Origin of the sequence: uncultured Bacteroides sp. (assembly GCF_905207245.1) — a bacterium.
Taxonomy (GTDB): Bacteria; Bacteroidota; Bacteroidia; order Bacteroidales; family Bacteroidaceae; genus Bacteroides.
In genome coordinates, this window is record NZ_CAJLKP010000047.1 from 18599 (window position 1) to 40487 (window position 21889).

The following is a 21889-nucleotide window of genomic DNA, read 5'->3' on the forward strand; positions in this document are numbered from 1 at the left end:
AAATACAAAAATTTAAAAACAATGAAATGTAAATTTGGTATAGTATCTATCATGTTGGCAGGAATGGCCCTTGTGGCTACCGCACAGACCAAAGAGAAATACTACAGCGAAAAATTTAAAGATAATATCTTTATTAGCGCTGGTGTAGGAACTCAGGCATGTGTCAACCCTGACAATTTTGATTATGGCTTTGGACATGCCATCACACCGTTGATTCATGTATCGGTGGGTAAATTGTTCAACCCTATCTGGGGAGTCCGCGGACAGGTTGCCGGATTGTGGTCAACGTTGTATTCAGGGCATGGACAGATAAAAGGCACTTATGCAGAAATCAAGAATAAGAAGTATTTTACTCTGCGTGCGGATGCTATGTATAATCTCTCTAATTCCATTGGTGGGTATAATCCTGATCGCTTGTTTACTTTATCTGTGTTTGCCGGACCCGGTTTGGTTTTTGCAAAGACATATGGCGATCAGGATAAGTTAAATGCTTTGATTAACGGTTCTGTCGGTTTGATGGGGCAGTTTAATGTAAACAGGTATTTGGATGTTAATATTGAAGCAAGAGGTGAAGTGTCTCCATCTATGTTTGGAAGCAAAAGCAATGCTTATACGGACGGTGCTGTGTCTTTGACTGCCGGTGTCACTTACACTTTTGGTGGCAAGAAGTTTATTTCTTGTGGCGCAAAGGTTGACCAAGATGCTATCAACGCTGAAATCAACAGATACAGAAGTGAATTGGCACAGGCTCAGGCTGACCTGGCTAACGCTAAGAACGCTTTGGCTAACGTGAAACCTGTAACTAAGGAAGTTGTGAAGGAAGTTGAAGTTGCCGGTCCTCGTGCTATCTTCTTCAAGATTGGTAGTGCTCGTATCGATGATTACGGTATGGTTAACATTCAGTTGGCTGCTAAGATTCTGAAGGCTAATTCGGATAAGAAGTATAAGGTTGCCGGTTATGCTGACAAGGCTACAGGTAGCGCTTCCTGGAACCAGAAGTTGTCTGAAAAACGTGCTCAGGCTGTTTACGATGCATTGATTAAAGAAGGCGTAAGCAAAGATCAACTCGAACTCGTAGGCTTCGGTGGTACGGCTAATATGTTCGGTAAGAACTATCTGAATCGCGTAGTTATTTTGGAATAAGAGAAAGCAGTATAGGAGTGTAAACTCTATAAAAAAAATAAAAAGGTGTCTGGCATTAGTTAGACGCCTTTTTTGTTATAAAGAATTCAATATTTGATAGATTGATTGTGAAAATAGATATGTAATCATATCACAATCGTACTATTAAATTAGAATTATTTACATGATTTATTCCTTGTAATCAATGAATAAATTAGTTTAATTGTTGAATAATTGCTAAATGCAAAAGCTGAATAAAGAGTGAAAAAGAAGATAATAAGAGATTGAATACAAGAAAAATGCAGAAATACGTTAATATCTTCCTTTTTGATTTAATGTTTGTTCACTGCTGATTATCATTGTATTATGGTTGTGCTACTTGCTCATTACCAGTTCCTGTTTCTGAAGGTGATAGAAAGTGTGTGATAGTAATATATTTTGATGTTTGTGTGTCTTGAATTGCTCTTTTCTGCAATTGGGTAAATAATGATTGTATTTTTGAAGTGGACTGTGATAACAGGAACTTCGGTTATGATTTTAGTGGTGGTTCGAATGTGTGTTAGGTAGTCTTTTTATTATTATGGCAGTAAATGGAGGCAAATATCAAATATTAATCGTAATTTTGTAGCCTATTATGAGTAGAATATTAGCTATTGATTACGGGAGAAAGCGTACGGGGATAGCTGTTAGTGATACGTTACAAATGATCGCTAACGGGCTGACAACTGTGCCTACACATGAATTACTGGCATTTATCCTTGATTATATAGGAAAAGAACCGGTGGAGCGTATTCTTGTAGGACTTCCCAAGCAAATGAACAATGAGCTTTCAGAGAATATGAAACGCATAGAACCTTTTGTTCGCTCATTGAAGAAAAAGCTGCCGGGCATACCTGTTGAATATGTTGATGAACGCTTCACTTCTGTTTTAGCGCACCGGACAATGTTGGAGGGCGGATTAAAAAAGAAAGACCGCCAGAATAAAGCACTTGTGGATGAAATCAGTGCGACTATTATTCTACAGAGTTATTTGGAGAATAAACGTTTTACCTTATAATATAATAAGGTATATATAGTGATTTAGTAATTTGTAATTTAGATAAAGAATGATTTTACCCATTTATGTATACGGTCAACCCGTATTGAGAAAAGTGGCGGAAGATATTACTCCCGACTATCCTAACTTGAAAGAATTGATTGCGAACATGTTTGAGACAATGGAACATGCAGAAGGCGTGGGACTTGCCGCTCCACAGGTTGGTTTGCCTATTCGCGTCGTAGTTGTTGATTTGGATGTATTGTCTGAAGATTATCCTGAATATAAGAATTTTCGGAAAGCGTACATCAACCCCCATATCTTAGAGGTGTCGGGTGAAGAAGTATCCATGGAAGAAGGTTGTCTGAGCCTTCCGGGTATTCATGAATCAGTGAAACGTGGCAACAAGATTCACGTAACCTATATGGATGAGAATATGGTGGAGCATGATGAAATTGTTGAAGGCTATCTGGCGCGCGTGATGCAACACGAATTCGATCACCTGGAAGGGAAGATGTTTATTGATCACCTGTCTCCCTTGCGTAAGCAAATGGTAAAGGGAAAACTGAATGCGATGCTGAAAGGGAAGGCTCATTGCACATATAAGGTGAAGACCGTGAGATAGCTTAATCTTATAATAAGGTATAAAAGGCTCAAAAAATATAAAAAGTCTTCCGTTAATCCTGCCAAGTAGACGAAAAGCATTAAATTTGTTTCGTTTACAAGCATTTATAAGACAAGATGATAAAAAGAATATTGACGGCTTTCCTGTTGCTTCCCACATTATTGTGTGCGCAAATCAATACGGAACGTGTGATGACAATCGCACGTAACGCATTATATTTTGAGGATTATGTGCTTTCTATCCAATATTTTAACCAGGTGATTAACGCTAAGCCTTATTTATATGAGCCTTACTTCTTTCGTGGTTTGGCAAAGATAAATTTGGATGATTTCCAGGGCGCAGAAGCGGATTGTGATGCTGCTATCCATCGTAACCCCTTTGTAGTTGGTGCTTATCAGATACGTGGATTGGCGCGTATCCGCCAAAATAATTATGATGGTGCTATTGAAGATTATATGATGGCTCTGAAGTATGACCCGGAGAATATTGTGCTTTGGCATAATCTTTCTCTTTGCCATATGCAGAAGGAAGATTATGATTCGGCTAAAGAGGATTTGGGAAAACTGCTGAAGATTGCTCCCAGATACACTCGCGCTTATTTGATGCGTGGTGAAGTGTCGTTGAAGCAGAAGGATACGATACAGGCTTTGAATGACTTTGAGAAAGCGATTGATATGGACCGCTATGATCCCGATGGATGGGGAGCGCGTGCTATCGTTCGTTTGCAACAAGGGAAATACGCAGATGCGGAAAGCGACTTGGATCAAGCCATCCATTTGAGTGCGAAGAATGCTGGCAATTATATCAATCGTGCATTAGCTCGTTTTCACCAGAAAAATTTGAGAGGTGCCATGAGCGACTATGATTTGGCATTGGATATTGACCCCAATAATTTCCTTGGGCACTATAATCGTGGTTTGCTGCGTGCACAGGTAGGTGACGATAACCGTGCTATTGAGGACTTTGATTTTGTTCTGCAAATAGAACCGGATAATATGATGGCAACATTCAACCGTGGTTTGCTGCGTGCACAGACGGGGGATTATCGTGGTGCTATCAGTGATTATTCAAAGGTGATTGATGAGTATCCTAATTTTATGGCCGGATATTATCATCGTGCCGAAGCCCGGAAGAAAGCAGGTGATAGGAAAGGGGCGGAACAGGACGAATTCAAAATCATGAAAATGCAGATTGATAAGCGTAATGGTGTCACTGCGGATAATAAAGATAATAAAGATGCATCGGACAATAAGGACCTTGCAGATGGTGATGATGGAAGCAAAACGCGTAAAAAGTCCGATAAGAATATGGAGAACTATCGGAAGATTGTGATTGCAGATGACTCGGAAGCGGATCAAAAGTATAAGAGCGATTATCGCGGACGTGTGCAAGATCGCAATGTGAGCATTAAGATGGAACCCATGTATGCGCTGACGTATTATGAGAAATCGAGCGAGGTGAAGCGAATTGTTCATTTCCATAAATATATTGAAGAGCTGAATCATTCGAAAATATTCCCGAAACCGTTGCGAATCACTAATATGGAAGCACCCTTGACGGAAGAGCAGGTGAGGTTCCACTTTGCCTTGGTTGATTCCCATACTTCGGATATCGTGGCAAATGATAAGGATGCTAAAAAGCGTTTCCTGCGTGGGCTTGACTTCTATTTGGTTCAGGATTTTGCCAGCTCTATAGATGACTTTACGCAGGCAATCTTGCTGGATGACAAGTTCTTCCCTGCTTATTTTATGCGGGCATTAGTACGTTGCAAACAATTGGAATATAAGAAAGCGGAAGCTGGCCTGACTGAAGGTGTTCCCGGTGCTTCTGCCGATAATAAGAAACAGCCTGAAGTAACAGCATTGGATTATGATATTGTGAAAAATGATTTGGATCACGTCATCCAATTGGCTCCTGATTTTGTTTATGCTTATTATAATCGCGCCAATGTGTTGTCTATGTTAAAAGATTATCGTGGGGCGCTAGAGGATTATAATAAGGCGATTGAGTTGAATGATGACTTTGCTGAAGCTTATTTTAACCGTGGACTGACTCATATTTTCTTGGGTAACAATAAGCTTGGTATAACGGATTTAAGCAAAGCAGGTGAGTTGGGCATTGTGTCAGCTTACAATATCATTAAGCGATTTACCGATACGCGTGAATAACATTTTTTTGCTAAAAAATAAAATATCAAAAAGAATTAGCTATTTTTGCGTTCTGAAAATTGAAATATACACAACATTATGATAAAGATTACATTTCCAGACGGCTCTGTACGTGAATATAACGAAGGAGTAACGGGGTTGCAAATTGCAGAAAGTATCAGCTCTCGCCTGGCACAGGAAGTGCTGGCATGTGGAGTAAACGGTGAGATTTATGATTTGGGACGTCCTATTAATGAGGACGCTGAGTTTGTTCTCTATAAATGGGAAGATGAACAAGGTAAGCATGCATTCTGGCATACCAGTGCCCACTTGCTTGCTGAGGCATTGCAGGAATTATATCCGGGCATTCAGTTCGGTATCGGTCCTGCCATCGAAAATGGTTTCTACTATGATGTAGATCCGGGCGAAACTACCATTAAAGAGGCTGACTTGCCAGCTATCGAGGCTAAAATGGCGGAATTAGTAGCGAAAAAAGAAGCTGTTGTAAGAGAAAGTATTTCAAAAACGGATGCATTGAAAAAATTCGGCGACCGTGGCGAAACTTATAAATGTGAATTGATTTCTGAACTGGAAGATGGTCACATCACGACGTATACACAAGGTGCTTTTACGGACTTGTGCCGTGGTCCGCACTTGATGACTACTGCTCCTATTAAGGCTATCAAGCTGATGTCGGTGGCAGGTGCATACTGGCGTGGACATGAAGATCGCAAGATGATGACGCGTATTTATGGTATCACATTCCCGAAAAAGAAAATGCTGGATGAATATCTGGTGATGGTGGAAGAAGCCAAAAAACGTGACCATCGTAAGATTGGTAAGGAAATGGATTTGTTTATGTTCTCTGATACGGTAGGTAAAGGATTGCCGATGTGGTTGCCGAAGGGTACTGCTTTGCGTTTGCGTTTGCAAGAATTCCTGCGCCGTATTCAGGCACGTTATGACTATCAGGAGGTTATTACTCCGCCGATTGGCAACAAACTGTTGTATATCACTTCCGGTCACTATGCAAAATATGGCAAGGATTCATTCCAGCCCATCCATACACCGGAAGAAGGAGAGGAGTACTTCTTGAAACCTATGAACTGTCCTCACCACTGTATGATTTATAAGAATTCTCCCCGTTCGTATAAGGATTTGCCTTTACGTCTGGCTGAATTCGGTACGGTTTGCCGTTACGAGCAAAGCGGAGAGTTGCATGGATTGACACGAGTACGTAGTTTTACGCAGGATGATGCGCATATCTTCTGTCGTCCCGATCAGGTGAAGGATGAATTTCTACGCGTAATGGATATTATTTCTATCGTATTCCGCTCTATGGATTTTGCCAATGTAGAAGCGCAAATCTCCTTGCGTGACAAAGTGAATCGTGAGAAATATATCGGTAGCGATGAAAACTGGGAAAGAGCTGAGCAGTCTATCATTGAAGCTTGTGCAGAAAAAGGTCTGACTGCCAAAATAGAATATGGTGAAGCAGCTTTCTATGGTCCGAAATTAGACTTTATGGTGAAAGATGCCATTGGCCGTCGTTGGCAATTGGGAACTATCCAGGTGGATTATAACTTGCCGGAGCGTTTTGAATTGGAATATACGGGAGCTGATAATCAGAAGCACCGTCCGGTGATGATACATCGTGCGCCGTTTGGCTCAATGGAGCGTTTTGTAGCTGTACTTATCGAGCATACAGCAGGTAAATTCCCATTATGGCTGACTCCTGAGCAAGTTGCTATTCTGCCTATCAGTGAGAAATTCAATGATTATGCACAAGAGGTGAAGAAATTCCTGAAACAATATGATGTCCGCGCAATTGTGGATGAACGTAATGAGAAAATCGGACGTAAGATTCGTGATAACGAATTGAAGCGTATTCCTTACATGCTGATTGTTGGTGAGAAAGAAGCTGAAAATAGAGAAGTTTCTGTCCGCAAGCAGGGGGAAGGCGATAAAGGAACCATGAAATTTGAAGAATTTGCTAAAATTTTGAACGAAGAAGTTCAGAATATGATAAATAAATGGTAACTTTGCGCCCACTTGTGAAAGCATAGCATACCATGATGTTCTAAAGATAGCTTTTACTTAACATTAAAAAATAATAATTTGGGAGTAGTAAATAAGAAACAAACTGGAAATAGAGGTTATTTAATGAAAAATGACAGCTTAAAAGGGCAATACCGGATTAATGAACAAATCCGCGCCAAAGAAGTCCGCATAGTGGGCGATGAAGTAGAACCAAACGTATATCCAATAGCTCAGGCATTGAGACTTGCTGAAGAGCATGAAGTGGATCTCGTGGAAATCTCTCCAAATGCACAACCCCCTGTTTGTCGTATCGTCGATTACTCTAAATTTCTTTATCAGCTGAAAAAGCGTCAGAAGGAACAGAAGGCAAAGCAGGTGAAAGTGAACGTGAAGGAGATTCGTTTTGGTCCTCAGACTGATGACCACGATTACAACTTCAAGTTGAAGCATGCCATAGGCTTTTTAGAAGATGGTGACAAGGTGAAAGCCTATGTATTCTTCAAAGGGCGTTCAATCTTGTTTAAAGAACAAGGAGAGGTGTTGCTGCTTCGTTTTGCCAATGACTTGGAAGAATATGCGAAGGTGGATCAAATGCCGATTTTGGAAGGGAAGAGGATGACAATTCAGCTTTCTCCAAAGAAAAAGGAAGCACCAAAGAAGCCGGTTGTACCAAAGGCAGCAGCTCCGGCTGAGAAAACAGAAGAATAAAAGAAATGAGTAGCGCCACAGGTATAGTGCGTTGCCATATAATTTAAATAATTTAAAAATAAGTAAGATGCCAAAGATGAAGACTAACTCCGGTTCTAAAAAGAGATTTACTCTTACCGGAACAGGTAAAATCAAAAGAAAGCACGCTTTTCACAGTCACATTTTGACTAAGAAAACTAAGAAGCAAAAAAGAAATCTGTGCCATTCGACTACAGTTGACGTGACGAATGTAAGCCAGGTTAAGGAACTCTTAGCAATGAAGTAAAAAGCGTACAAAGTATTTAAGTATTAACCGAATGCATTAGCTTTAAGTCCGTTGCGTGAAGTAATGGCGCTAACATTCAAAAATTAGTAAAACTATGCCAAGATCAGTAAATCACGTTGCTTCCAGAGCAAGAAGAAAGAAAATTTTGAAATTAACCAGAGGTTACTTTGGTGCAAGAAAGAACGTATGGACCGTTGCCAAAAATACTTGGGAGAAAGGTTTGACTTATGCGTTCCGCGACCGTAAGAACAAGAAAAGAAACTTCCGCGCTCTGTGGATTCAGCGTATCAATGCTGCCGCTCGTTTGGAAGGTATGTCTTATTCTAAACTGATGGGTGCTTTGCACAAAGCAGGAATCGAAATCAACCGTAAAGTTTTGGCTGATTTAGCGATGAATCATCCGGAAGCTTTCAAGGCTATCGTAGCTAAAGCAAAAGCTGCTTAAGTTTATTTAGCAAATACTTTACAAAGTGCTGATTACGAATGAGTAATCGGCACTTTTTGCTTATTGTACGGAGAATATAGTATAAAATATGCTGTATGGGAGAAACAATTTCATGTTTTTCCTTGTTTCTTTGACAGAAACTTACTACATTTGTTGTAGAAAATATAGCCGCATTGATTGGATCGGGAAACTCATCAAACTATTATGAAATACCGAGACAAGCTTCGCTTCTCAATGGCGGGCCACGCCCTTCGGGGTAACCTTTGAGTCGGTGGATTACAAAGAGGACGAGCGCTCAAATCATGTCATTCGGAGTTTCATCACATCATCGGTGCGGCTTTTTTATAAAGGGAACGGTAATCTTGGTTGGTTACCGTTCCCTTTTCTTTTTGATGCCGCCATGCCTCTGGAATATACGTATAGGTTTATTATAATAAAGGTGACCTTTATGTGTCTAAAGGTCACCTTTATGCATCAAAAAACTAAGTGTGGGAGTTCTCTTACAAGTTTAGTGATTCTGGCGCAAATCTTTCACTCTGACTGCTTTTCCTTCGCTTTGTGGCAAGGAACCTTTCTTCACAAGTTTTAGTTTGGGAGTAACTAAGATTTCGTCTTTCAGTTGGCGGGTAATTTCTTTGCGTACTTTCTCCAATTCGATATAGTTATCAGTGGAAAGGTCGCTGAGTTCCACTTCTACAATCATTTCATCCTGATTGTTTACTGTTTCCAGAGTGATGAGGTAATTGCTACCCAATTGGGGGAATTGTACCAATACCTTTTCTACCTGCATAGGGAAGATGTTGACTCCCTTAATGATAAACATATCATCGCTGCGCCCCTTAATACGGTCTATGCGGAGATGAGTACGGCCACAGGGGCACTTTCCGGGAAGAATACGGGTAAGATCGCGGGTGCGGTAACGCAAAAGTGGCATCATTTCACGGTCAAGGGTAGTCAGAACCAATTCGCCGATTTCTCCTTCGGGAACAGGTTCTCCTGTTTCCGGATTGATGATTTCGACAAGATAGCAGTCTTCCCAGAAGTGCATGCCTTCTTGTTCCTGACATTCAAAAGCGACGCCCGGACCATTCATTTCTGTCATGCCGAAGCTGTTATAGGCTTTGACACCTAACATGCGTTCGATTTTCCTGCGTTGTTCGTCTGTATGAGGTTCAGCGCCGATGACGAGCGTTTTAAGGCTGGTACTGGTCGGATCTATACCTTCTTCCTGAAATACTTCAGCCAGGCGAATGGCGTAACTGGGAATGGCATGAAGTGCTGTTGTTTTAAAATCAGTGATGAATTTAATCTGCCGCTTGCTATTTCCGGCTGCAGCAGGAACAGTCAGTGCTCCCAAGCGTTCGGCGCCGTATTGAAAGCCTAATCCTCCGGTGAACATACCATATCCGGAACTGTTCTGGAAAACATCAGTTTTGCGTATGCCCACCATATACAGGCAACGCGCTACAAGGTTTGCCCAGGAGTCCAGATCATGTTGCGAGTGGACGATGACAGTCGGCGTGCCCGTTGTTCCGCTTGAGGAGTGGATGCGTACACCATCCTCTTTCATATTGCCTGAAACCAGTCCGAATGGGTAGGTGGTACGCATGTCTGCTTTGGTTGTAAATGGGATTTTGCGGACGTCATCCAGGGTTTGTATGCTGTCGGCAGTGATGTTATGTTCCTGGAATACTTTCTTGTAATACGGTGAATTTGCCGCAATGCTTATTGTTTTCTTAAGCCGTTGAAGCTGCAATTCCTGCAACTTCTCACGGCTCATGATCTCTATTTCTTCTTCCCAGTATTTGTTATTCATGGTCTTGTTCTTTTGGGGGCTTACATTAATTTTTCGGCGATATCCTTACCGGCAGCAAGTGCTTTGAGGTTCATCTCTACGATAGCCTCGCCTTTGCGCTCGAAGATCTCGCGGATGCTGGTTTGTATTTTCTCATAATCAATGCCAAGGAAAGGAATGGTAGCTCCAAGCAAAACAATGTTTGCTACACGGATAGAACCAATTTCTTTGGCTACTTTGTCTACATTGAGAACGATTTTGTGGGGTAGTTTATCTAACTCCGCTCTTACATCAGCTTCTGCCGGGTAGTTGGGAATATTGATGAATGGCGTCTCATTGGTCACCAGCCAACCTGCTGGGCTTAAATAAGGCAGATAACGTAATCCTTCCATCGGTTCAAGTGAAATAATCAAATCACATTTCCCCGATGGGATAAGGTCGGAAGCGATAGGTTGGTCGCTGATGCGCAGGTTGGATTGTACATCTCCACCGCGTTGACTCATGCCGTGTACTTCCGCTTGTTTCATATATAGTCCGTCTTTGAGGGCGGCTTTACCAATTACGGTGGCGATAGAGAGGATACCTTGTCCACCTACGCCGGAAAGTATGATATCTTTTTTCATGGCTTTACTTGTTTCGTTTTTTACGTGCTAACGTTTGAATACATTCTCTGCGCGGAATAATCACGGATACACCACGGTATTCGATTTCTTCGCGGATAATTTGCTTCATTTCTTCGTAATTCTTTTTAAGGGGAACTACTACACGAATATGCTCAGGGGCTACACCGATACCGGTACAAATTGCTTCGATACGTCCTGTTCCGGCAGAATCCTGACCACCTGTCATGGCTGTAGTTTCATTGTCGGATATAATGATAGTGACATTTGTATTTTCGTTGACGCAATCTAAAAGCCCTGTCATGCCGGAGTGGGTGAATGTGGAGTCACCAATGACGGCTACTGCCGGATGGAGTCCACCATCTGCGGCGCCTTTTGCCATAGTGATGGACGCACCCATATCTACACATGAGTTGATGGCATTGAACGGAGCACTGGCTCCTAAAGTGTAGCAACCGATGTCGCTGAATACTTTGTGTGCAGGGTATTCTTCTCTTAATACCTGCGTCAGCACTGTGTACATGTCGCGGTGGCCACAACCTTCACATAATGCGGGCGGGCGCATCTCTACAAGAGAGGGAATGCCAAACTCTGATTTGTTTTCTTTTCCTAAGCTACGTGCTACTTTGTCCGGATTCAACTCGCCGTCTTGCGACAGTGTGCCGTCTAGGCGTCCTTTGACTTTTACGCCGATACCAAGATAACCTTTCAGTTGTTTTTCAACAAAAGGTTGTCCATCCTCTAATACTAAAATTTCGTCACAAGTTTCCACCAGTTGCAGGAGTTGCTTCTTGGGCAATGGGTATTGTCCTATTTTCAATACAGGATATTCGCAACCTTCAGGATAGTTCTCCATTAGATAATTATAACCGATACCACAGGCTATGATACCCATTTTTTTGTTCGGTCCGTCAATGTATTTGTTGTATGGAGAATTTTCAGACGCTTCGATGAATTCAGTTTGGCGCTCCAGTAGAACTTTGTAGCGCTTGCGTGCATTACCCGGAAGTAGAATGAACTGACGTGGATCTTCGCTAAAAGATATTTCATTTTGAGGTTGTTGTGCCTTTTGTTCTACACCGGAACGGGAGTGTGCCAGACGGGTGACCATGCGTAGTAATACTGGTTCGCCGATCTTTTCAGAGAAAGCAAAACCATTGTAGATCATGTCATATGCTTCTTGCTGGTTGCTTGGCTCGTACATAGGTATGAGTGAGAAATCACCATAGAAACGGCTGTCTTGCTCATTCTGCGAGGAGTGCATACTGGGGTCGTCTGCGGCTACGACTATTAGTCCGCCTTTTACGCCTGTGACGGCTGAGTTGATAAAACAGTCGGCAGCTACATTCATACCCACATGTTTCATGCAGACTAATGCCCGTTTGCCGACAAATGACATCCCTAGAGCAGCTTCCATTGCTGTCTTTTCGTTAGAAGACCAACGACTGTGAATATTCTGTTCAGCCGTGATGGGTGCCATCTGGATGTATTCTGTAATTTCCGTGGAAGGAGTGCCGGGATAGGCGTAAACGCCTGAAAGTCCGGCATCTAATGCAGCTTGTGCAATGGCTTCATCGCCAAGTAAGAGTTGCTTGCTCATATCTGATTATTTTAATGTTAGTCATGGATTATTAAAAAGGAAATAATCTGCGTTTTTCATTCGCAAATATAGGCTTTTGCTTTTATTTTATTCTGATTTTACTTGAAAATCTTTCTTTCGTTTAAGGCATTCCAATATTTTCTGGCATTTTTCATATGTTCAGCGTAATTGGATGCGAAGTTGTGAGTGCCTGAAAAATCTTCTTTGGCGCACATATAAATGTAGTCGTGCTGCACATAGTTTAATACGGCGTCGATGCCGATGGGAGAGGGAATACGTATCGGGCCTGGGGGTAATCCAGCGTTTAGGTATGTATTATAAGGTGAAGGAGCATTCAAGTGTTCGTTGGTGATTCTTCTTAAACCGAAATCCTGAAGAGCGAACTTAATGGTAGGATCTGCCTGCAATGGCATATTTTTGTGCAACCGATTGATATATAGACCTGCAACCATAGGCTTTTCTTCATTGTTGTTTGTTTCTTCTTCCACAATGGAGGCAAGGGTGGATACCTCTTCCGGCGTCATACCGATGGCTGTAGCTTTAGCCAGCCGATCTTGGTTCCAGAACTTTTCATGTTCTTTTTGCATGCGTTCAAAAAAATCATTCACGCTCATATTCCAATACACCTGATAAGTTTCGGGGATGAATAAACTGGGCAGCGTTTCTTTGGTGTATCCCAGTTTTTTCTGAAATGCGCTATCGTTCATTGTAACTGCTATTTCGGCAGAGTCGACCATGAGTTGTTTTCCCACACTACGTGCGAGTCTATCTAAAGTACGTACATTGCCAATGGTCAGGTTTGTAGGTTCCTGATAGCCTCTATATAGGCGGCTGAAGACATGATAAACATTCTCTCCCGGCCGGATGGCATAACGTCCGGTATGGATATTGGAGCTATAGTCACGCCATTGAGCCATCCAAAGAAGCCCTGTGATATTTTTGGGGCGTCCCTGTGTTTTTACCTTATTATATATAGAATCTGTTGTATCATCTCTGTCGATATAAATATAAGTTGTCTTTTGGGGATGAAATTGTGGATAGAATAAATAGTAATATACTGTTCCTGTACAGGCTATTCCGATAAAGAGCAGCGTTATTAATCCTCCTATAAGAATTCTTTTTGTCTTTTTTTTCATCTGTTTCTGCGGTTTTTTTAATCGTACAAAGGTAAGAAGAATCTATGGAATAAAAAAAGAGATGCATAAGCATCTCTCTTTCTGAGCCGCTAGCCAGACTTGAACTGGCGACCTACGCGTTACGAATTTTTGTTCTTTGGCAGAATCCTTAAACGCATCGTTCAGCCTATTAATTTGTTAGCTCTTCGTCTTTTAGACGGATATATATTAATCTACATACGTTTCCACACAATGTGTGTGAATTGACTGGGTTAATAATTATGTTAGTTACTCTATTCTAAAATCATAAAATGCGAGATTATAATTTTATAAACTCATTATTTTTATAGAGAATGATAAAGCCGTCATCTATCCCCGCGTAGGCATTTCCTCTCTCTTCATTACCTTCCAGGTTGAACCTTATTCTCCCATTTAGTTTAAATTCGTTTTTAGCTTTGCGAATTTGCTCTGGTGTTAGTTCTTTAGATGTATAAACAACCGCTCCGTTATTGTACCTTTTTGCAATTTTGCATTTTATTCCGTCAATGTATCCTAAAGCATCTGTATCTACTATTTCCATTTTAATACCATTTTCTGGAATTTTGATAGCCATGCCTTTTACTGTAATGACTGATGCGTAAGATTTCAGATCAACCATTTCAACTGATGATAATACGGTAAGATTTATGATACCATTTGCTCCAACGCGTTTCAATTCTTGGATAATGTTTGATAGAGCTTTTTTTGTGGAAGGGCGTTGAGGCATTCCATTTACCCATCCGCCCCTTTCTGTTGCAATTAGGCTGGCGACTGCTGTATATTCAAAGTTGACAGAGTTAGATTCTGTTACGTAGATACCTTCTTTAATCAGAGGGGTGTAGTCTATAACACCGAGTTCAGACCTTGGCTCAGGTAAAGTTGCGCATGAGCAAATTAAAATACATAATAGCAGTAATGTACATGTGACTTTTTTCATAATGTCGTTTTTATAGTTTATAAATTATATAGATGTTACCATCCTCTCTCATTCAATATCTTAATGACTTTCCAAACACTTGAAATCATATTTTTGGGTAGTTCTTCTTCGGGGAATCTATCGTTGTGTGATCTGCAAAGAATGTAATTCTGAGAGTCCTCGGGGTATTTCTGTACCTCTTTCAGTATACGTCTTCCGTCTGTCAGGAGAAGAACGAATATGTTCCCATATCCAAAGTATTCTCTCCACTGTGGAACCTGACGTATAAGCACCCTGCTTCCAGGTGGGCATGTTGGTGACATACTTTCACCAGATACAGTCAGAGCTACGTCGCCCTCTTGAGCATCCGTGAATGGAATTAGTTGATCTGGATACTCATTATCTCCTGATACTATATTAGGGCTATGTATGCCTCCTACGGCGTCAAGATTGAGCAATGGAACGAGTTTGTAAGCAACTGCATTGTTGTTATTGGGAGGCGTTGGGGAAGTTGGCGTGGTTGAAACTTCTGACTTAAGCATAGGTCCTTCGCCAGTAATAAGCCAGTCTAAATTTAAGCCAGAAAACTTATTTTTTAACTTGAGCATAACATCGGAAGAAATTCCCCCATTGTTCTTCTTCATATTACTGATATATCCAGTAGATAAGCCGATATGTGTCTCGAACTTATTTTGTCCACCAATAATATCTTTAACAGACTGCTGGAATAAAATTAATCTATCTATAACTCTTTCCATTGAATATATTCATTATATTTGTAATTGAATTAATTTATTAACCTTTAAAACTAGCTGCCATGATTGAGCAAATTATAGGATGTGTCGTTCTTTTCACAATGTGTCTAGGGATTATTATATGTGTTAGTTACCTTATTCAATGGTATGTAGAACATTGAATATCATTAATAAATCCCTTGGATCATTATCCATTATCTTCACTAATGATAATATGACTTCATGGAGTTTTTTTTTGCCCTCTATAAACAGGTTGTCATAAAACCGAAATGAAATTTCTGCTTCAACTAATATTTTGGCAACTTCATTAGCTTTTTGAGGGTCTTTTAGGTCTAAAACATAAGATGTTAGCAAATTTATGTCGGCCATGAAATGTTTCCATTCCTGTCTTTCATAACTATCAGTGGCCGCACGCATTTCAACTCTAAATAATGCTTCTATGGTGTTTCTGTGGGATTCTGTTTTGAGCCTATCAGCTTCATTATTGAGCATATTTTTAATTTGGGATTCAGAAAATCGTAAACCCATAATTTGAGAAGCAACCATTATTGTTGCGCATATTCCCATCAGCCCAACAACAAAAGAAACCATAGAACCATTGTTGAAGTCAATGGGCTCTATTCTTACTAACGATAAGCTAATTGCAATAATAGCCAATAGTATTGCAAACAATAATAGCCAGTTCTTTTTGAACCAATCTTTCATCTTTCAATAGTTAATAAAAGTTTAATCAATGAATATTTTCAATAGCAACACTTGTTTATTGAAAATATTCATTGATATTTGCATTCGTAAAACGTCACTAAGCTCACAGACGGATACAAAAAGGGCTGTTAGAGAAGCGTCCCTAATCCTATCGTCGTATGTTTGAACGCAACAAAGATAGGCAGTCCTTTTCACTTATCCTACAGATGAGGTAATGTTTTACAGCAATAAAAGCGGTTATGTGGCAGTTTCCGCGAATGAAAGACATTTGAAAGAGCTCTATTCCGGTAATATCCTAACTGCCACTTTAAGGATATGAAAGAATAGGGCTTTCTTCTTTAGGAGGAAGAAAGATGCATGGGAAACCTTGAATTGATTAAAGAAACGATGAGTTCAATTGAAATAGCTGAACTCACTGGAAAGCCTCATAATGATGTAATGAAGGCTATTCGAGTAATGGAGCCTGCATGGGAGAAAGTGCAACAGGGAAAATTTTCCCTGATGTTTAAAATCAGAGAGTTGCCTAATGGCGGGCATAAAGAGGAACCTTATTATGAACTCACTAAAACCGAATGTCTCTATGTGGCTACTAAGTTCAATGATGAGGCCCGGGCAAAATTGATTCTTCGTTGGGAACAATTAGAGAATGAAAGACGGAATGGAAATTTTCAGGTTCCCGCTTCCTTCAAAGAAGCTCTTCTTCTTGCTGCCCACCAACAGGAGGAAATTGAGCTGCAGCAAAAACAGATTGAAGCAAATAAGCCTAAAGTTTTGTTCGCTGAGGCTGTCTCGACTTCCCAGCGTTCCTGCTTGATATCAGAGCTTGCAAAAATCATCTCTCAAAATGGGGTAGCCATAGGGCAGAATCGGTTATTTGCATGGATGCGCAAGAACGGTTATCTCTGCAATAAAGGCCAGTACTATAACCAGCCTACGCAGAAGGCTATGGAAATGGGATTGTTTGAAATCAAAAAGACAACAATAACTAAGCCCAACGGTGATGTCATTGTAAATACCACGAGCAAAGTCACCGGCAAAGGGCAGATATACTTCGTAAATAAATTCATTGGAAAGGAGAACTAACCATGGATCGACTACAAGAAATAATGAAAGCTGCTGAAAAGGTAACATTTAGCAAAAATCAATCCTCTGTCTTGGTTGGCGGTCGTAGACGCTTGGAACGCTTGACTGCTGAGAAGAAGATTGCCTATGTCAAGACTACCGACAAGAAGAACGGTCGCTGGGAATGCAAAGGGTCGGATGTGTTACGGTATACTATTATTGATGCTTAAAAATATTATTCACTTATAAATTAATACTATATGTTAACGAATTACGAAATCGAAAAGATTGCAGAAGCTCTTGCAAAAAGAATTGGTCATAAGGATGAGCTTCTAACAATAAGACAAGTAACAGAAATGCTTGGGTTAACAGAAAATGCCATCCGTACCCGATGCAGCCGCGGTCAGATTCCCCACCATAAGAAGCACGGGAATCTTTACTTCTCTAAAGATGAAGTAACGGCTTATTATTTAAAAGATTAAAGAGTCCGCTGTGAAGCGTGCTGAGTAATAGATAAGTAGTAATATTCCCTGCCACGGGCTGGCGGGGATTTCAAAAAGCCCATTAAATTGATAAATCCAAAATTATGAAAATGAACTTATTACTAAATACACTGCAAAAGAGAATGTGGACGATAATAGGAAACCATATCCTAATCTTCTACAGATTACGAAACCTTTTGATATGTGCGTTCCCGTACCGGAGGGTATACCCCCTTTCTGAATGGCGAGTAGTAATTCTTTCTGGACTTTCTCAGCAAGAGTATTATACTGTCCGTACGCACTATACAGTGCCACTGATATCAACAGGATGCCGAATGCAAGTAATACACTCGAAACTGCAAAGCACCAACGCAATAGCGGGGTATCTGGAGGTGTGGGATGAAGGGAAATTAATGCTCCAAACAGAGCTATACAAACCGTCAGGAGGTATTTCAACCATTCGACATGTTTCTGAAGGGCTGTGTTTTGCAGATCAGATACTCTCCGACCTTCTGCAATGTAATCGTAAACCATTAATGTAAAGTTTTAAGTGACAAACAAAAGTAATAATAATCCAGGCACGTCCTTCACTTCTCTGATAAAAGTTTTAAGTGACGATTTAACTTCATCGTGAGGGCGTGCCTTTAAATGGAATAGATAACATGAATAAGATCAGCAAATATACTCTCCAGTCCATCATCATAGCAATAGCCATTGCCGGGTGTATCTATGGAGGTCGTGTAGAATACACCGATGATGTCCTTTCCGGCATGAGTCTTGAAAAGTATCAATACATCCATGATCGTATCGCTCCTGCTTCGCAGTACGACGTAGCTCAGGAGTATATGAGAAACAAGAAGTTTTACGATTCAAAAACATATTAAGCTATGAAAATGAAATTGGTAGATTATAAGATACCAGCAGAATGCAGCCGTGTATCAATTGAGGCTATTGGCAACCAGCTGCTTGTTATATTTGAGCCGGAGCATTACGGTGATTTCCTCTGTGACCTGACGGATCAAGTGGAAGAAGTTCCGCGAATAGGTGACACAGCGGTATTCTGGGATGATGAAGACCGTAAGAGTGCTATTATCGCCCGTCTGTCCGATGACAATTCAAGCGACTTGACGGACGAATGTCCCTACCAGGCGGCTAATGGTGTCTATTATAAGAACTCTATACGTTTCCGCAGTGATGATCAGTATCGACAGATAACGGGAATCTCTTATGCCAAAAAGTAGTCTTAAAACGCACCTCGATACGGCGTTTGCTATGTTCATCCGGCTTCGGGATGCGATGCCGAACGGAATGTTCAGATGTATCTCATGTGGAAGGCTCCTTCCCTTTGACCAATCAGACTGCGGCCACTATATCAACCGTCAGCACATGGCCACGCGATTTAATGAAAAAAACTGCAATGCCCAATGCCGGAAGTGCAATCGCTTTGACGAGGGGAATATACAAGGCTACAGGCGGGGATTGATTGCCAAGTACGGAGAACCTACCGTATTGATGCTTGAGGCGATGAAAAATCAGATAAATAAAATCTCAGACTTTGAATATCGCGAAATGATTGACTACTACCGAAAAGAGGTGAAGCGATTGAAGAAGGAAAAGCTAATTAGGTGATATGGAATTATGCAAAACAGACATGCAAGCATTAGAGCGCCTTCTCCGGCAATGCTCTGATAAGATTGAGAAATACGCACCGAAAACATCTCCCGATCAGGATTTGTGTCGTAGGTGCAAGAAATTTATAAAGAAGTTGAACAATAAAAATAAATAGTCATAGCAATGCACACATGGTTTATATGTAAGATCCGTTACGAGAAGGTAATGGAGAACGGGATGAATAAGAAAGTGACAGAACCTTATCTGGTGGACGCTCTCAGTTTTACGGAAGCGGAAGCCCGCATCATTGAGGAAATGACCCCGTTCATCTCCGGAGAGTTTACGGTAGCGGATATTAGTCGTGCCAACCTCAGTGAATTGTTTCCCAGTGAAGAAGAGGCTGCCGACCGATGGTTTAAGTGCAAACTGATTTTCATTACCCTGGACGATAAAAGCGGTGCCGAAAAGAAGACATCAACCTACGTACTTGTACAAGGTGCCTCAACAGAGGATGCAACTACCAAGTTACATGAAGGGATGAAAGGTACGATGGCCGAATACCGCATCGGATCAGTTGTTGAAACTCCTATTATAGATGTGTTCCCTTATGGCAATGAAGAAGGAAGTAAAGAAGTGTGAGGCTATAAAATGCCTCAACTGTCGCCAGTCTTCTGATCCATTCGGGATGCCCATCATCATCACCTGCTCAGTTTTAAACCGGAAATTGGTCGGTGAAGCCCTCCGTCGCTGCCAGTTCTATGAAGCAAAAGGCAATGTTCGACAAGATAACAATAAAGGCAAGAATTGACACTGCCGACATTGACACCATTGTCCTGCGGAACTATCTGGAGCAATGCACGGAAGGTGACGAGCTTTATTACAAGTCAACAGCGTACGCCAACTTCGACGGTTGCTTCATTGAGGTCCGCGGGAATCAACTGCGGTGTAAATGTTCAATTTGCAAGTTATGGAGTAAAGGTCGTACCGGAAAACTGGATAACAGCCGTCCGATGACCTTTGCGATGGCAGTCCGGACAATCAGAGAGCTTCTGCTCCGGTTGTGTGTGAAAATGGAGGATGCCGTAGTTACCTATTACGAGATAGGCATAACTATGAAAATGAGGTTGCCTGCTGACGAGTATATCAGTCAAGTAAAAAATATTATGGGCAGAGTGTTGATAGAAGATGCCAATTACTTGGAAGATAAGCAAAAGACGACGCGAAAAGCTAAATATTTTCGCAAAGTACTGAAGATTTATGATAAAACATTCGAGGCCAAGGAAAAAGGTCGGCGGATTGACGCCAATATACTTCGTATCGAAACTATATATAAGCATCAATCCGTTTGTTTGACTGAATTAACTGATAATGCATTTTTGTCAAAGATTGGTAGAATATTTTATAAAGATTGGTCGGAAATAGAGTTTGTGAGGGAACTCTCTGCTGTCAAGGGAATAAAAATATCCCAGTTGGAAAAGGCACGTGAAATCCAGCGCATAGGTGTAACGCGCTATAAAGAGCATTATAAGAAGATGTATCTGGGCGGGAAACTCACAAAGAAGCAATGGGAGACGATTCGGAACTTCGCCCGGAGTTGGCCCACGGAGCGTGAAAAATATGTGGAAGAGGTGGGCGAATTGGAGCGTGAATTTAAAGACCGTCTTTTAGCAAGTTACCAGGTTGGGATATTTACGCCAATTCGGAGAAAGTAGTAATTGTTTGATAATCAATAAATTATACGAATGATAGAAAGCCCCTTATGGTGCGCATATAACTATTTGATAATAAACAACATACGCTTTTAAAGTATCATTTTTAACGATTTTCGGCAACTTGTCCTATACAGCCCGCAGGGTTGTCGGGTACCGACATTAGAGGGCTGAAAAATAATAATTAAATAATTTAGTATATGTATCACGAAGTAGAAGGAAAAATATTGGTGGCATTGCCAACCATTGGCGGACAGTCAAGAAACGGCAAGGACTGGGAGAAAAAAGAGTTTGTCTTGGAAACCTCAGAACGCTTCCCAGTTAAGATGCGTTTTGCAATGGTTAGTTTTGATGGTCCTGTTGAAGATGCACCGGTAGTTGGAGACAAAGTAAAAGTTCGCTTCACCATCGAAGCCAGAGAAGTAAATGGCAATTGGTACAATGACGTGAAAGCGTACCAACTTGAGAAACTTATCTAAAGATTAATATGCAGCGTCCCCCGATTAAATACATCGTTCAGATTGATAATTTCTATTTAGCTGATTTTATCTTCTACTGGACGTACTACGATCAGCCTTGCTCCCTGTTTTTCCAGAAACCACGAACGGAAGGGTTAACCGCAATTAAATTGATTGTAGATAGTGATGAGGCGGCCAGTTTCCTGCTGAGAGCTAAAGATAAGACGGGATGTCACCTGTATATCAAAGATTAACAAATAGAAAATACAGAATGCTTATGAAAAAGTACAGACTAAAAAAAGAGGCAGTTCCTTTTTTTGCCGATAAGTTGTCTACTAAAATATTAGATTGGGATATTTGGCAACAATATCAAGTAGATGATAAGGCACTTGAAGAAGTCGAAGAAGCTTATATTGATTATGGACATAAAACCAGCGATAAAAGTGCTGATTTATCAGGTTGGAAAAATGGAAAAGGATCAGAGCTTCGATTCACAATCAAATTCCCTTCGATGAATTATTATGAACATGATAAGTTTACCAAAGGTAAGATGGTACGTGACTTAATGAATAGACTTCAAGGAGAAGTAAATAGCTTCTTAATGGATTTCTATAATGAAGAGAAAGAAGAATAA

The 21889-nt window shown here is 40.9% G+C and carries 28 protein-coding genes; 21 read left to right on the forward strand and 7 right to left on the reverse strand.

The window, feature by feature from the left end:
• Window positions 1-21: 21 nt before the first annotated feature.
• The 8 genes from QZ135_RS14545 to rplT all read left to right on the forward strand — a co-directional run bounded on the left by QZ135_RS14545 (window position 22) and on the right by rplT (window position 8388).
• Window positions 22-1143, forward strand: a complete 1122-nt coding sequence (locus QZ135_RS14545; RefSeq protein ID WP_294610666.1) for an OmpA family protein — start codon at window positions 22-24, stop codon at window positions 1141-1143.
• A gap of 613 nt (window positions 1144-1756) precedes the next feature.
• Window positions 1757-2179, forward strand: coding sequence for a Holliday junction resolvase RuvX (gene ruvX, locus QZ135_RS14550; protein ID WP_294610669.1), 423 nt, complete (start codon window positions 1757-1759; stop codon window positions 2177-2179).
• Between the two features lie 49 nt (window positions 2180-2228).
• The gene (gene def, locus QZ135_RS14555; RefSeq protein WP_009131092.1) at window positions 2229-2783 is read left to right on the forward strand and encodes a peptide deformylase; all 555 of its coding nucleotides are present in this window, start codon (window positions 2229-2231) and stop codon (window positions 2781-2783) included.
• 116 nt (window positions 2784-2899) lie between these two features.
• Window positions 2900-4951: a tetratricopeptide repeat protein gene (locus QZ135_RS14560; RefSeq protein WP_294610673.1), complete on the forward strand. Its 2052-nt coding sequence runs from the start codon at window positions 2900-2902 to the stop codon at window positions 4949-4951.
• Between the two features lie 78 nt (window positions 4952-5029).
• Window positions 5030-6970: a threonine--tRNA ligase gene (gene thrS / locus QZ135_RS14565; protein WP_294610676.1), complete on the forward strand. Its 1941-nt coding sequence runs from the start codon at window positions 5030-5032 to the stop codon at window positions 6968-6970.
• 123 nt (window positions 6971-7093) lie between these two features.
• Window positions 7094-7678 carry a translation initiation factor IF-3 gene (infC, locus tag QZ135_RS14570; RefSeq protein ID WP_294610679.1) on the forward strand — a complete coding sequence of 195 codons (585 nt, stop codon included), beginning with the start codon at window positions 7094-7096 and terminating at the stop codon, window positions 7676-7678.
• 67 nt (window positions 7679-7745) lie between these two features.
• Window positions 7746-7943, forward strand: coding sequence for a 50S ribosomal protein L35 (gene rpmI, locus QZ135_RS14575; protein WP_007214084.1), 198 nt, complete (start codon window positions 7746-7748; stop codon window positions 7941-7943).
• Window positions 7944-8037: 94 nt separating this feature from the next.
• On the forward strand, window positions 8038-8388 hold the full coding sequence (gene rplT / locus QZ135_RS14580; protein ID WP_007214085.1) for a 50S ribosomal protein L20: 351 nt from the start codon (window positions 8038-8040) through the stop codon (window positions 8386-8388).
• Window positions 8389-8896: 508 nt separating this feature from the next.
• Here the strand turns inward: rplT and QZ135_RS14585 are convergent.
• From QZ135_RS14585 to QZ135_RS14615, 7 genes are all read right to left on the reverse strand, one after another.
• Complete coding sequence (locus tag QZ135_RS14585) at window positions 8897-10204, reverse strand: phenylacetate--CoA ligase (RefSeq protein WP_294610685.1); 1308 nt, start codon at window positions 10202-10204, stop codon at window positions 8897-8899.
• Window positions 10205-10224: 20 nt separating this feature from the next.
• Window positions 10225-10806: an indolepyruvate oxidoreductase subunit beta gene (locus QZ135_RS14590; RefSeq protein ID WP_294610688.1), complete on the reverse strand. Its 582-nt coding sequence runs from the start codon at window positions 10804-10806 to the stop codon at window positions 10225-10227.
• A gap of 4 nt (window positions 10807-10810) precedes the next feature.
• Window positions 10811-12403 carry a thiamine pyrophosphate-dependent enzyme gene (locus QZ135_RS14595; protein WP_294610691.1) on the reverse strand — a complete coding sequence of 531 codons (1593 nt, stop codon included), beginning with the start codon at window positions 12401-12403 and terminating at the stop codon, window positions 10811-10813.
• Window positions 12404-12501: 98 nt separating this feature from the next.
• Window positions 12502-13539: an endolytic transglycosylase MltG gene (mltG, locus tag QZ135_RS14600; protein ID WP_294610694.1), complete on the reverse strand. Its 1038-nt coding sequence runs from the start codon at window positions 13537-13539 to the stop codon at window positions 12502-12504.
• A 298-nt stretch (window positions 13540-13837) separates the two neighbouring features.
• Window positions 13838-14494: a hypothetical protein gene (locus QZ135_RS14605; RefSeq protein WP_294610697.1), complete on the reverse strand. Its 657-nt coding sequence runs from the start codon at window positions 14492-14494 to the stop codon at window positions 13838-13840.
• A gap of 35 nt (window positions 14495-14529) precedes the next feature.
• Complete coding sequence (locus QZ135_RS14610; protein ID WP_294610700.1) at window positions 14530-15231, reverse strand: S24 family peptidase; 702 nt, start codon at window positions 15229-15231, stop codon at window positions 14530-14532.
• Between the two features lie 132 nt (window positions 15232-15363).
• Window positions 15364-15933 carry a hypothetical protein gene (locus QZ135_RS14615; protein WP_294610703.1) on the reverse strand — a complete coding sequence of 190 codons (570 nt, stop codon included), beginning with the start codon at window positions 15931-15933 and terminating at the stop codon, window positions 15364-15366.
• Window positions 15934-16290: 357 nt separating this feature from the next.
• Between QZ135_RS14615 and QZ135_RS14620 the strand changes: the two genes are divergently transcribed.
• From QZ135_RS14620 to QZ135_RS14680, 13 genes are all read left to right on the forward strand, one after another.
• A complete protein-coding gene (locus QZ135_RS14620; protein WP_294610706.1) occupies window positions 16291-17016 on the forward strand; it encodes a phage regulatory protein/antirepressor Ant in 726 nt (241 codons plus the stop codon).
• A 2-nt stretch (window positions 17017-17018) separates the two neighbouring features.
• Entirely contained in the window at window positions 17019-17225 is a 207-nt protein-coding gene (locus QZ135_RS14625) for a hypothetical protein (protein WP_294610708.1), read from the forward strand.
• A 30-nt stretch (window positions 17226-17255) separates the two neighbouring features.
• Window positions 17256-17477 (forward strand): helix-turn-helix domain-containing protein, encoded by a 222-nt coding sequence (locus tag QZ135_RS14630; RefSeq protein WP_288530760.1) that lies wholly within the window; start codon window positions 17256-17258, stop codon window positions 17475-17477.
• 335 nt (window positions 17478-17812) lie between these two features.
• Window positions 17813-18019: a hypothetical protein gene (locus tag QZ135_RS14635; RefSeq protein ID WP_294610715.1), complete on the forward strand. Its 207-nt coding sequence runs from the start codon at window positions 17813-17815 to the stop codon at window positions 18017-18019.
• A gap of 120 nt (window positions 18020-18139) precedes the next feature.
• Window positions 18140-18361, forward strand: a complete 222-nt coding sequence (locus QZ135_RS14640) for a hypothetical protein (RefSeq protein WP_294610718.1) — start codon at window positions 18140-18142, stop codon at window positions 18359-18361.
• Between the two features lie 3 nt (window positions 18362-18364).
• A complete protein-coding gene (locus QZ135_RS14645; RefSeq protein WP_294610721.1) occupies window positions 18365-18718 on the forward strand; it encodes a hypothetical protein in 354 nt (117 codons plus the stop codon).
• On the forward strand, window positions 18705-19106 hold the full coding sequence (locus QZ135_RS14650; protein WP_294610724.1) for a recombination protein NinG: 402 nt from the start codon (window positions 18705-18707) through the stop codon (window positions 19104-19106). Before QZ135_RS14645 ends, QZ135_RS14650 begins: the two co-directional genes overlap by 14 nt.
• A gap of 159 nt (window positions 19107-19265) precedes the next feature.
• Entirely contained in the window at window positions 19266-19727 is a 462-nt protein-coding gene (locus tag QZ135_RS14655) for a DUF4494 domain-containing protein (protein WP_294610771.1), read from the forward strand.
• Window positions 19702-19896 (forward strand): hypothetical protein, encoded by a 195-nt coding sequence (locus QZ135_RS14660; protein ID WP_294610727.1) that lies wholly within the window; start codon window positions 19702-19704, stop codon window positions 19894-19896. The genes QZ135_RS14655 and QZ135_RS14660 overlap by 26 nt, the downstream gene beginning before the upstream one ends.
• Complete coding sequence (locus tag QZ135_RS14665; RefSeq protein ID WP_294610730.1) at window positions 19862-20800, forward strand: hypothetical protein; 939 nt, start codon at window positions 19862-19864, stop codon at window positions 20798-20800. The genes QZ135_RS14660 and QZ135_RS14665 overlap by 35 nt, the downstream gene beginning before the upstream one ends.
• Before the next feature lie 197 nt (window positions 20801-20997).
• A complete protein-coding gene (locus QZ135_RS14670) occupies window positions 20998-21276 on the forward strand; it encodes a DUF3127 domain-containing protein (RefSeq protein ID WP_277114233.1) in 279 nt (92 codons plus the stop codon).
• An 8-nt stretch (window positions 21277-21284) separates the two neighbouring features.
• The gene (locus QZ135_RS14675; RefSeq protein ID WP_294610735.1) at window positions 21285-21509 is read left to right on the forward strand and encodes a hypothetical protein; all 225 of its coding nucleotides are present in this window, start codon (window positions 21285-21287) and stop codon (window positions 21507-21509) included.
• Between the two features lie 23 nt (window positions 21510-21532).
• Window positions 21533-21889 carry a hypothetical protein gene (locus QZ135_RS14680; protein WP_294610738.1) on the forward strand — a complete coding sequence of 119 codons (357 nt, stop codon included), beginning with the start codon at window positions 21533-21535 and terminating at the stop codon, window positions 21887-21889.

Bases quoted from the DNA above. Each gene is read 5' to 3' on its own strand.
- QZ135_RS14590 (WP_294610688.1), bottom strand. From the start codon at position 10,806: ATGAAAAAAGATATCATACTTTCCGGCGTAGGTGGACAAGGTATCCTC.
- QZ135_RS14545 (WP_294610666.1), top strand. From the start codon at position 22: ATGAAATGTAAATTTGGTATAGTATCTATCATGTTGGCAGGAATGGCC.
- QZ135_RS14620 (WP_294610706.1), top strand. From the start codon at position 16,291: ATGGGAAACCTTGAATTGATTAAAGAAACGATGAGTTCAATTGAAATA.
- QZ135_RS14650 (WP_294610724.1), top strand. From the start codon at position 18,705: ATGCCAAAAAGTAGTCTTAAAACGCACCTCGATACGGCGTTTGCTATG.
- QZ135_RS14615 (WP_294610703.1), bottom strand. From the start codon at position 15,933: ATGAAAGATTGGTTCAAAAAGAACTGGCTATTATTGTTTGCAATACTA.
- mltG (WP_294610694.1), bottom strand. From the start codon at position 13,539: ATGAAAAAAAAGACAAAAAGAATTCTTATAGGAGGATTAATAACGCTG.
- infC (WP_294610679.1), top strand. From the start codon at position 7,094: ATGAAAAATGACAGCTTAAAAGGGCAATACCGGATTAATGAACAAATC.
- rplT (WP_007214085.1), top strand. From the start codon at position 8,038: ATGCCAAGATCAGTAAATCACGTTGCTTCCAGAGCAAGAAGAAAGAAA.
- ruvX (WP_294610669.1), top strand. From the start codon at position 1,757: ATGAGTAGAATATTAGCTATTGATTACGGGAGAAAGCGTACGGGGATA.
- QZ135_RS14610 (WP_294610700.1), bottom strand. From the start codon at position 15,231: ATGGAAAGAGTTATAGATAGATTAATTTTATTCCAGCAGTCTGTTAAA.
- QZ135_RS14660 (WP_294610727.1), top strand. From the start codon at position 19,702: ATGAAGAAGGAAGTAAAGAAGTGTGAGGCTATAAAATGCCTCAACTGT.
- QZ135_RS14640 (WP_294610718.1), top strand. From the start codon at position 18,140: ATGAATAAGATCAGCAAATATACTCTCCAGTCCATCATCATAGCAATA.
- QZ135_RS14645 (WP_294610721.1), top strand. From the start codon at position 18,365: ATGAAAATGAAATTGGTAGATTATAAGATACCAGCAGAATGCAGCCGT.
- def (WP_009131092.1), top strand. From the start codon at position 2,229: ATGATTTTACCCATTTATGTATACGGTCAACCCGTATTGAGAAAAGTG.
- QZ135_RS14665 (WP_294610730.1), top strand. From the start codon at position 19,862: ATGTTCGACAAGATAACAATAAAGGCAAGAATTGACACTGCCGACATT.
- thrS (WP_294610676.1), top strand. From the start codon at position 5,030: ATGATAAAGATTACATTTCCAGACGGCTCTGTACGTGAATATAACGAA.
- QZ135_RS14635 (WP_294610715.1), top strand. From the start codon at position 17,813: ATGCAAGTAATACACTCGAAACTGCAAAGCACCAACGCAATAGCGGGG.
- QZ135_RS14595 (WP_294610691.1), bottom strand. From the start codon at position 12,403: ATGAGCAAGCAACTCTTACTTGGCGATGAAGCCATTGCACAAGCTGCA.
- QZ135_RS14625 (WP_294610708.1), top strand. From the start codon at position 17,019: ATGGATCGACTACAAGAAATAATGAAAGCTGCTGAAAAGGTAACATTT.
- QZ135_RS14680 (WP_294610738.1), top strand. From the start codon at position 21,533: ATGAAAAAGTACAGACTAAAAAAAGAGGCAGTTCCTTTTTTTGCCGAT.
- QZ135_RS14585 (WP_294610685.1), bottom strand. From the start codon at position 10,204: ATGAATAACAAATACTGGGAAGAAGAAATAGAGATCATGAGCCGTGAG.
- QZ135_RS14560 (WP_294610673.1), top strand. From the start codon at position 2,900: ATGATAAAAAGAATATTGACGGCTTTCCTGTTGCTTCCCACATTATTG.
- QZ135_RS14605 (WP_294610697.1), bottom strand. From the start codon at position 14,494: ATGAAAAAAGTCACATGTACATTACTGCTATTATGTATTTTAATTTGC.
- rpmI (WP_007214084.1), top strand. From the start codon at position 7,746: ATGCCAAAGATGAAGACTAACTCCGGTTCTAAAAAGAGATTTACTCTT.
- QZ135_RS14630 (WP_288530760.1), top strand. From the start codon at position 17,256: ATGTTAACGAATTACGAAATCGAAAAGATTGCAGAAGCTCTTGCAAAA.
- QZ135_RS14670 (WP_277114233.1), top strand. From the start codon at position 20,998: ATGTATCACGAAGTAGAAGGAAAAATATTGGTGGCATTGCCAACCATT.
- QZ135_RS14675 (WP_294610735.1), top strand. From the start codon at position 21,285: ATGCAGCGTCCCCCGATTAAATACATCGTTCAGATTGATAATTTCTAT.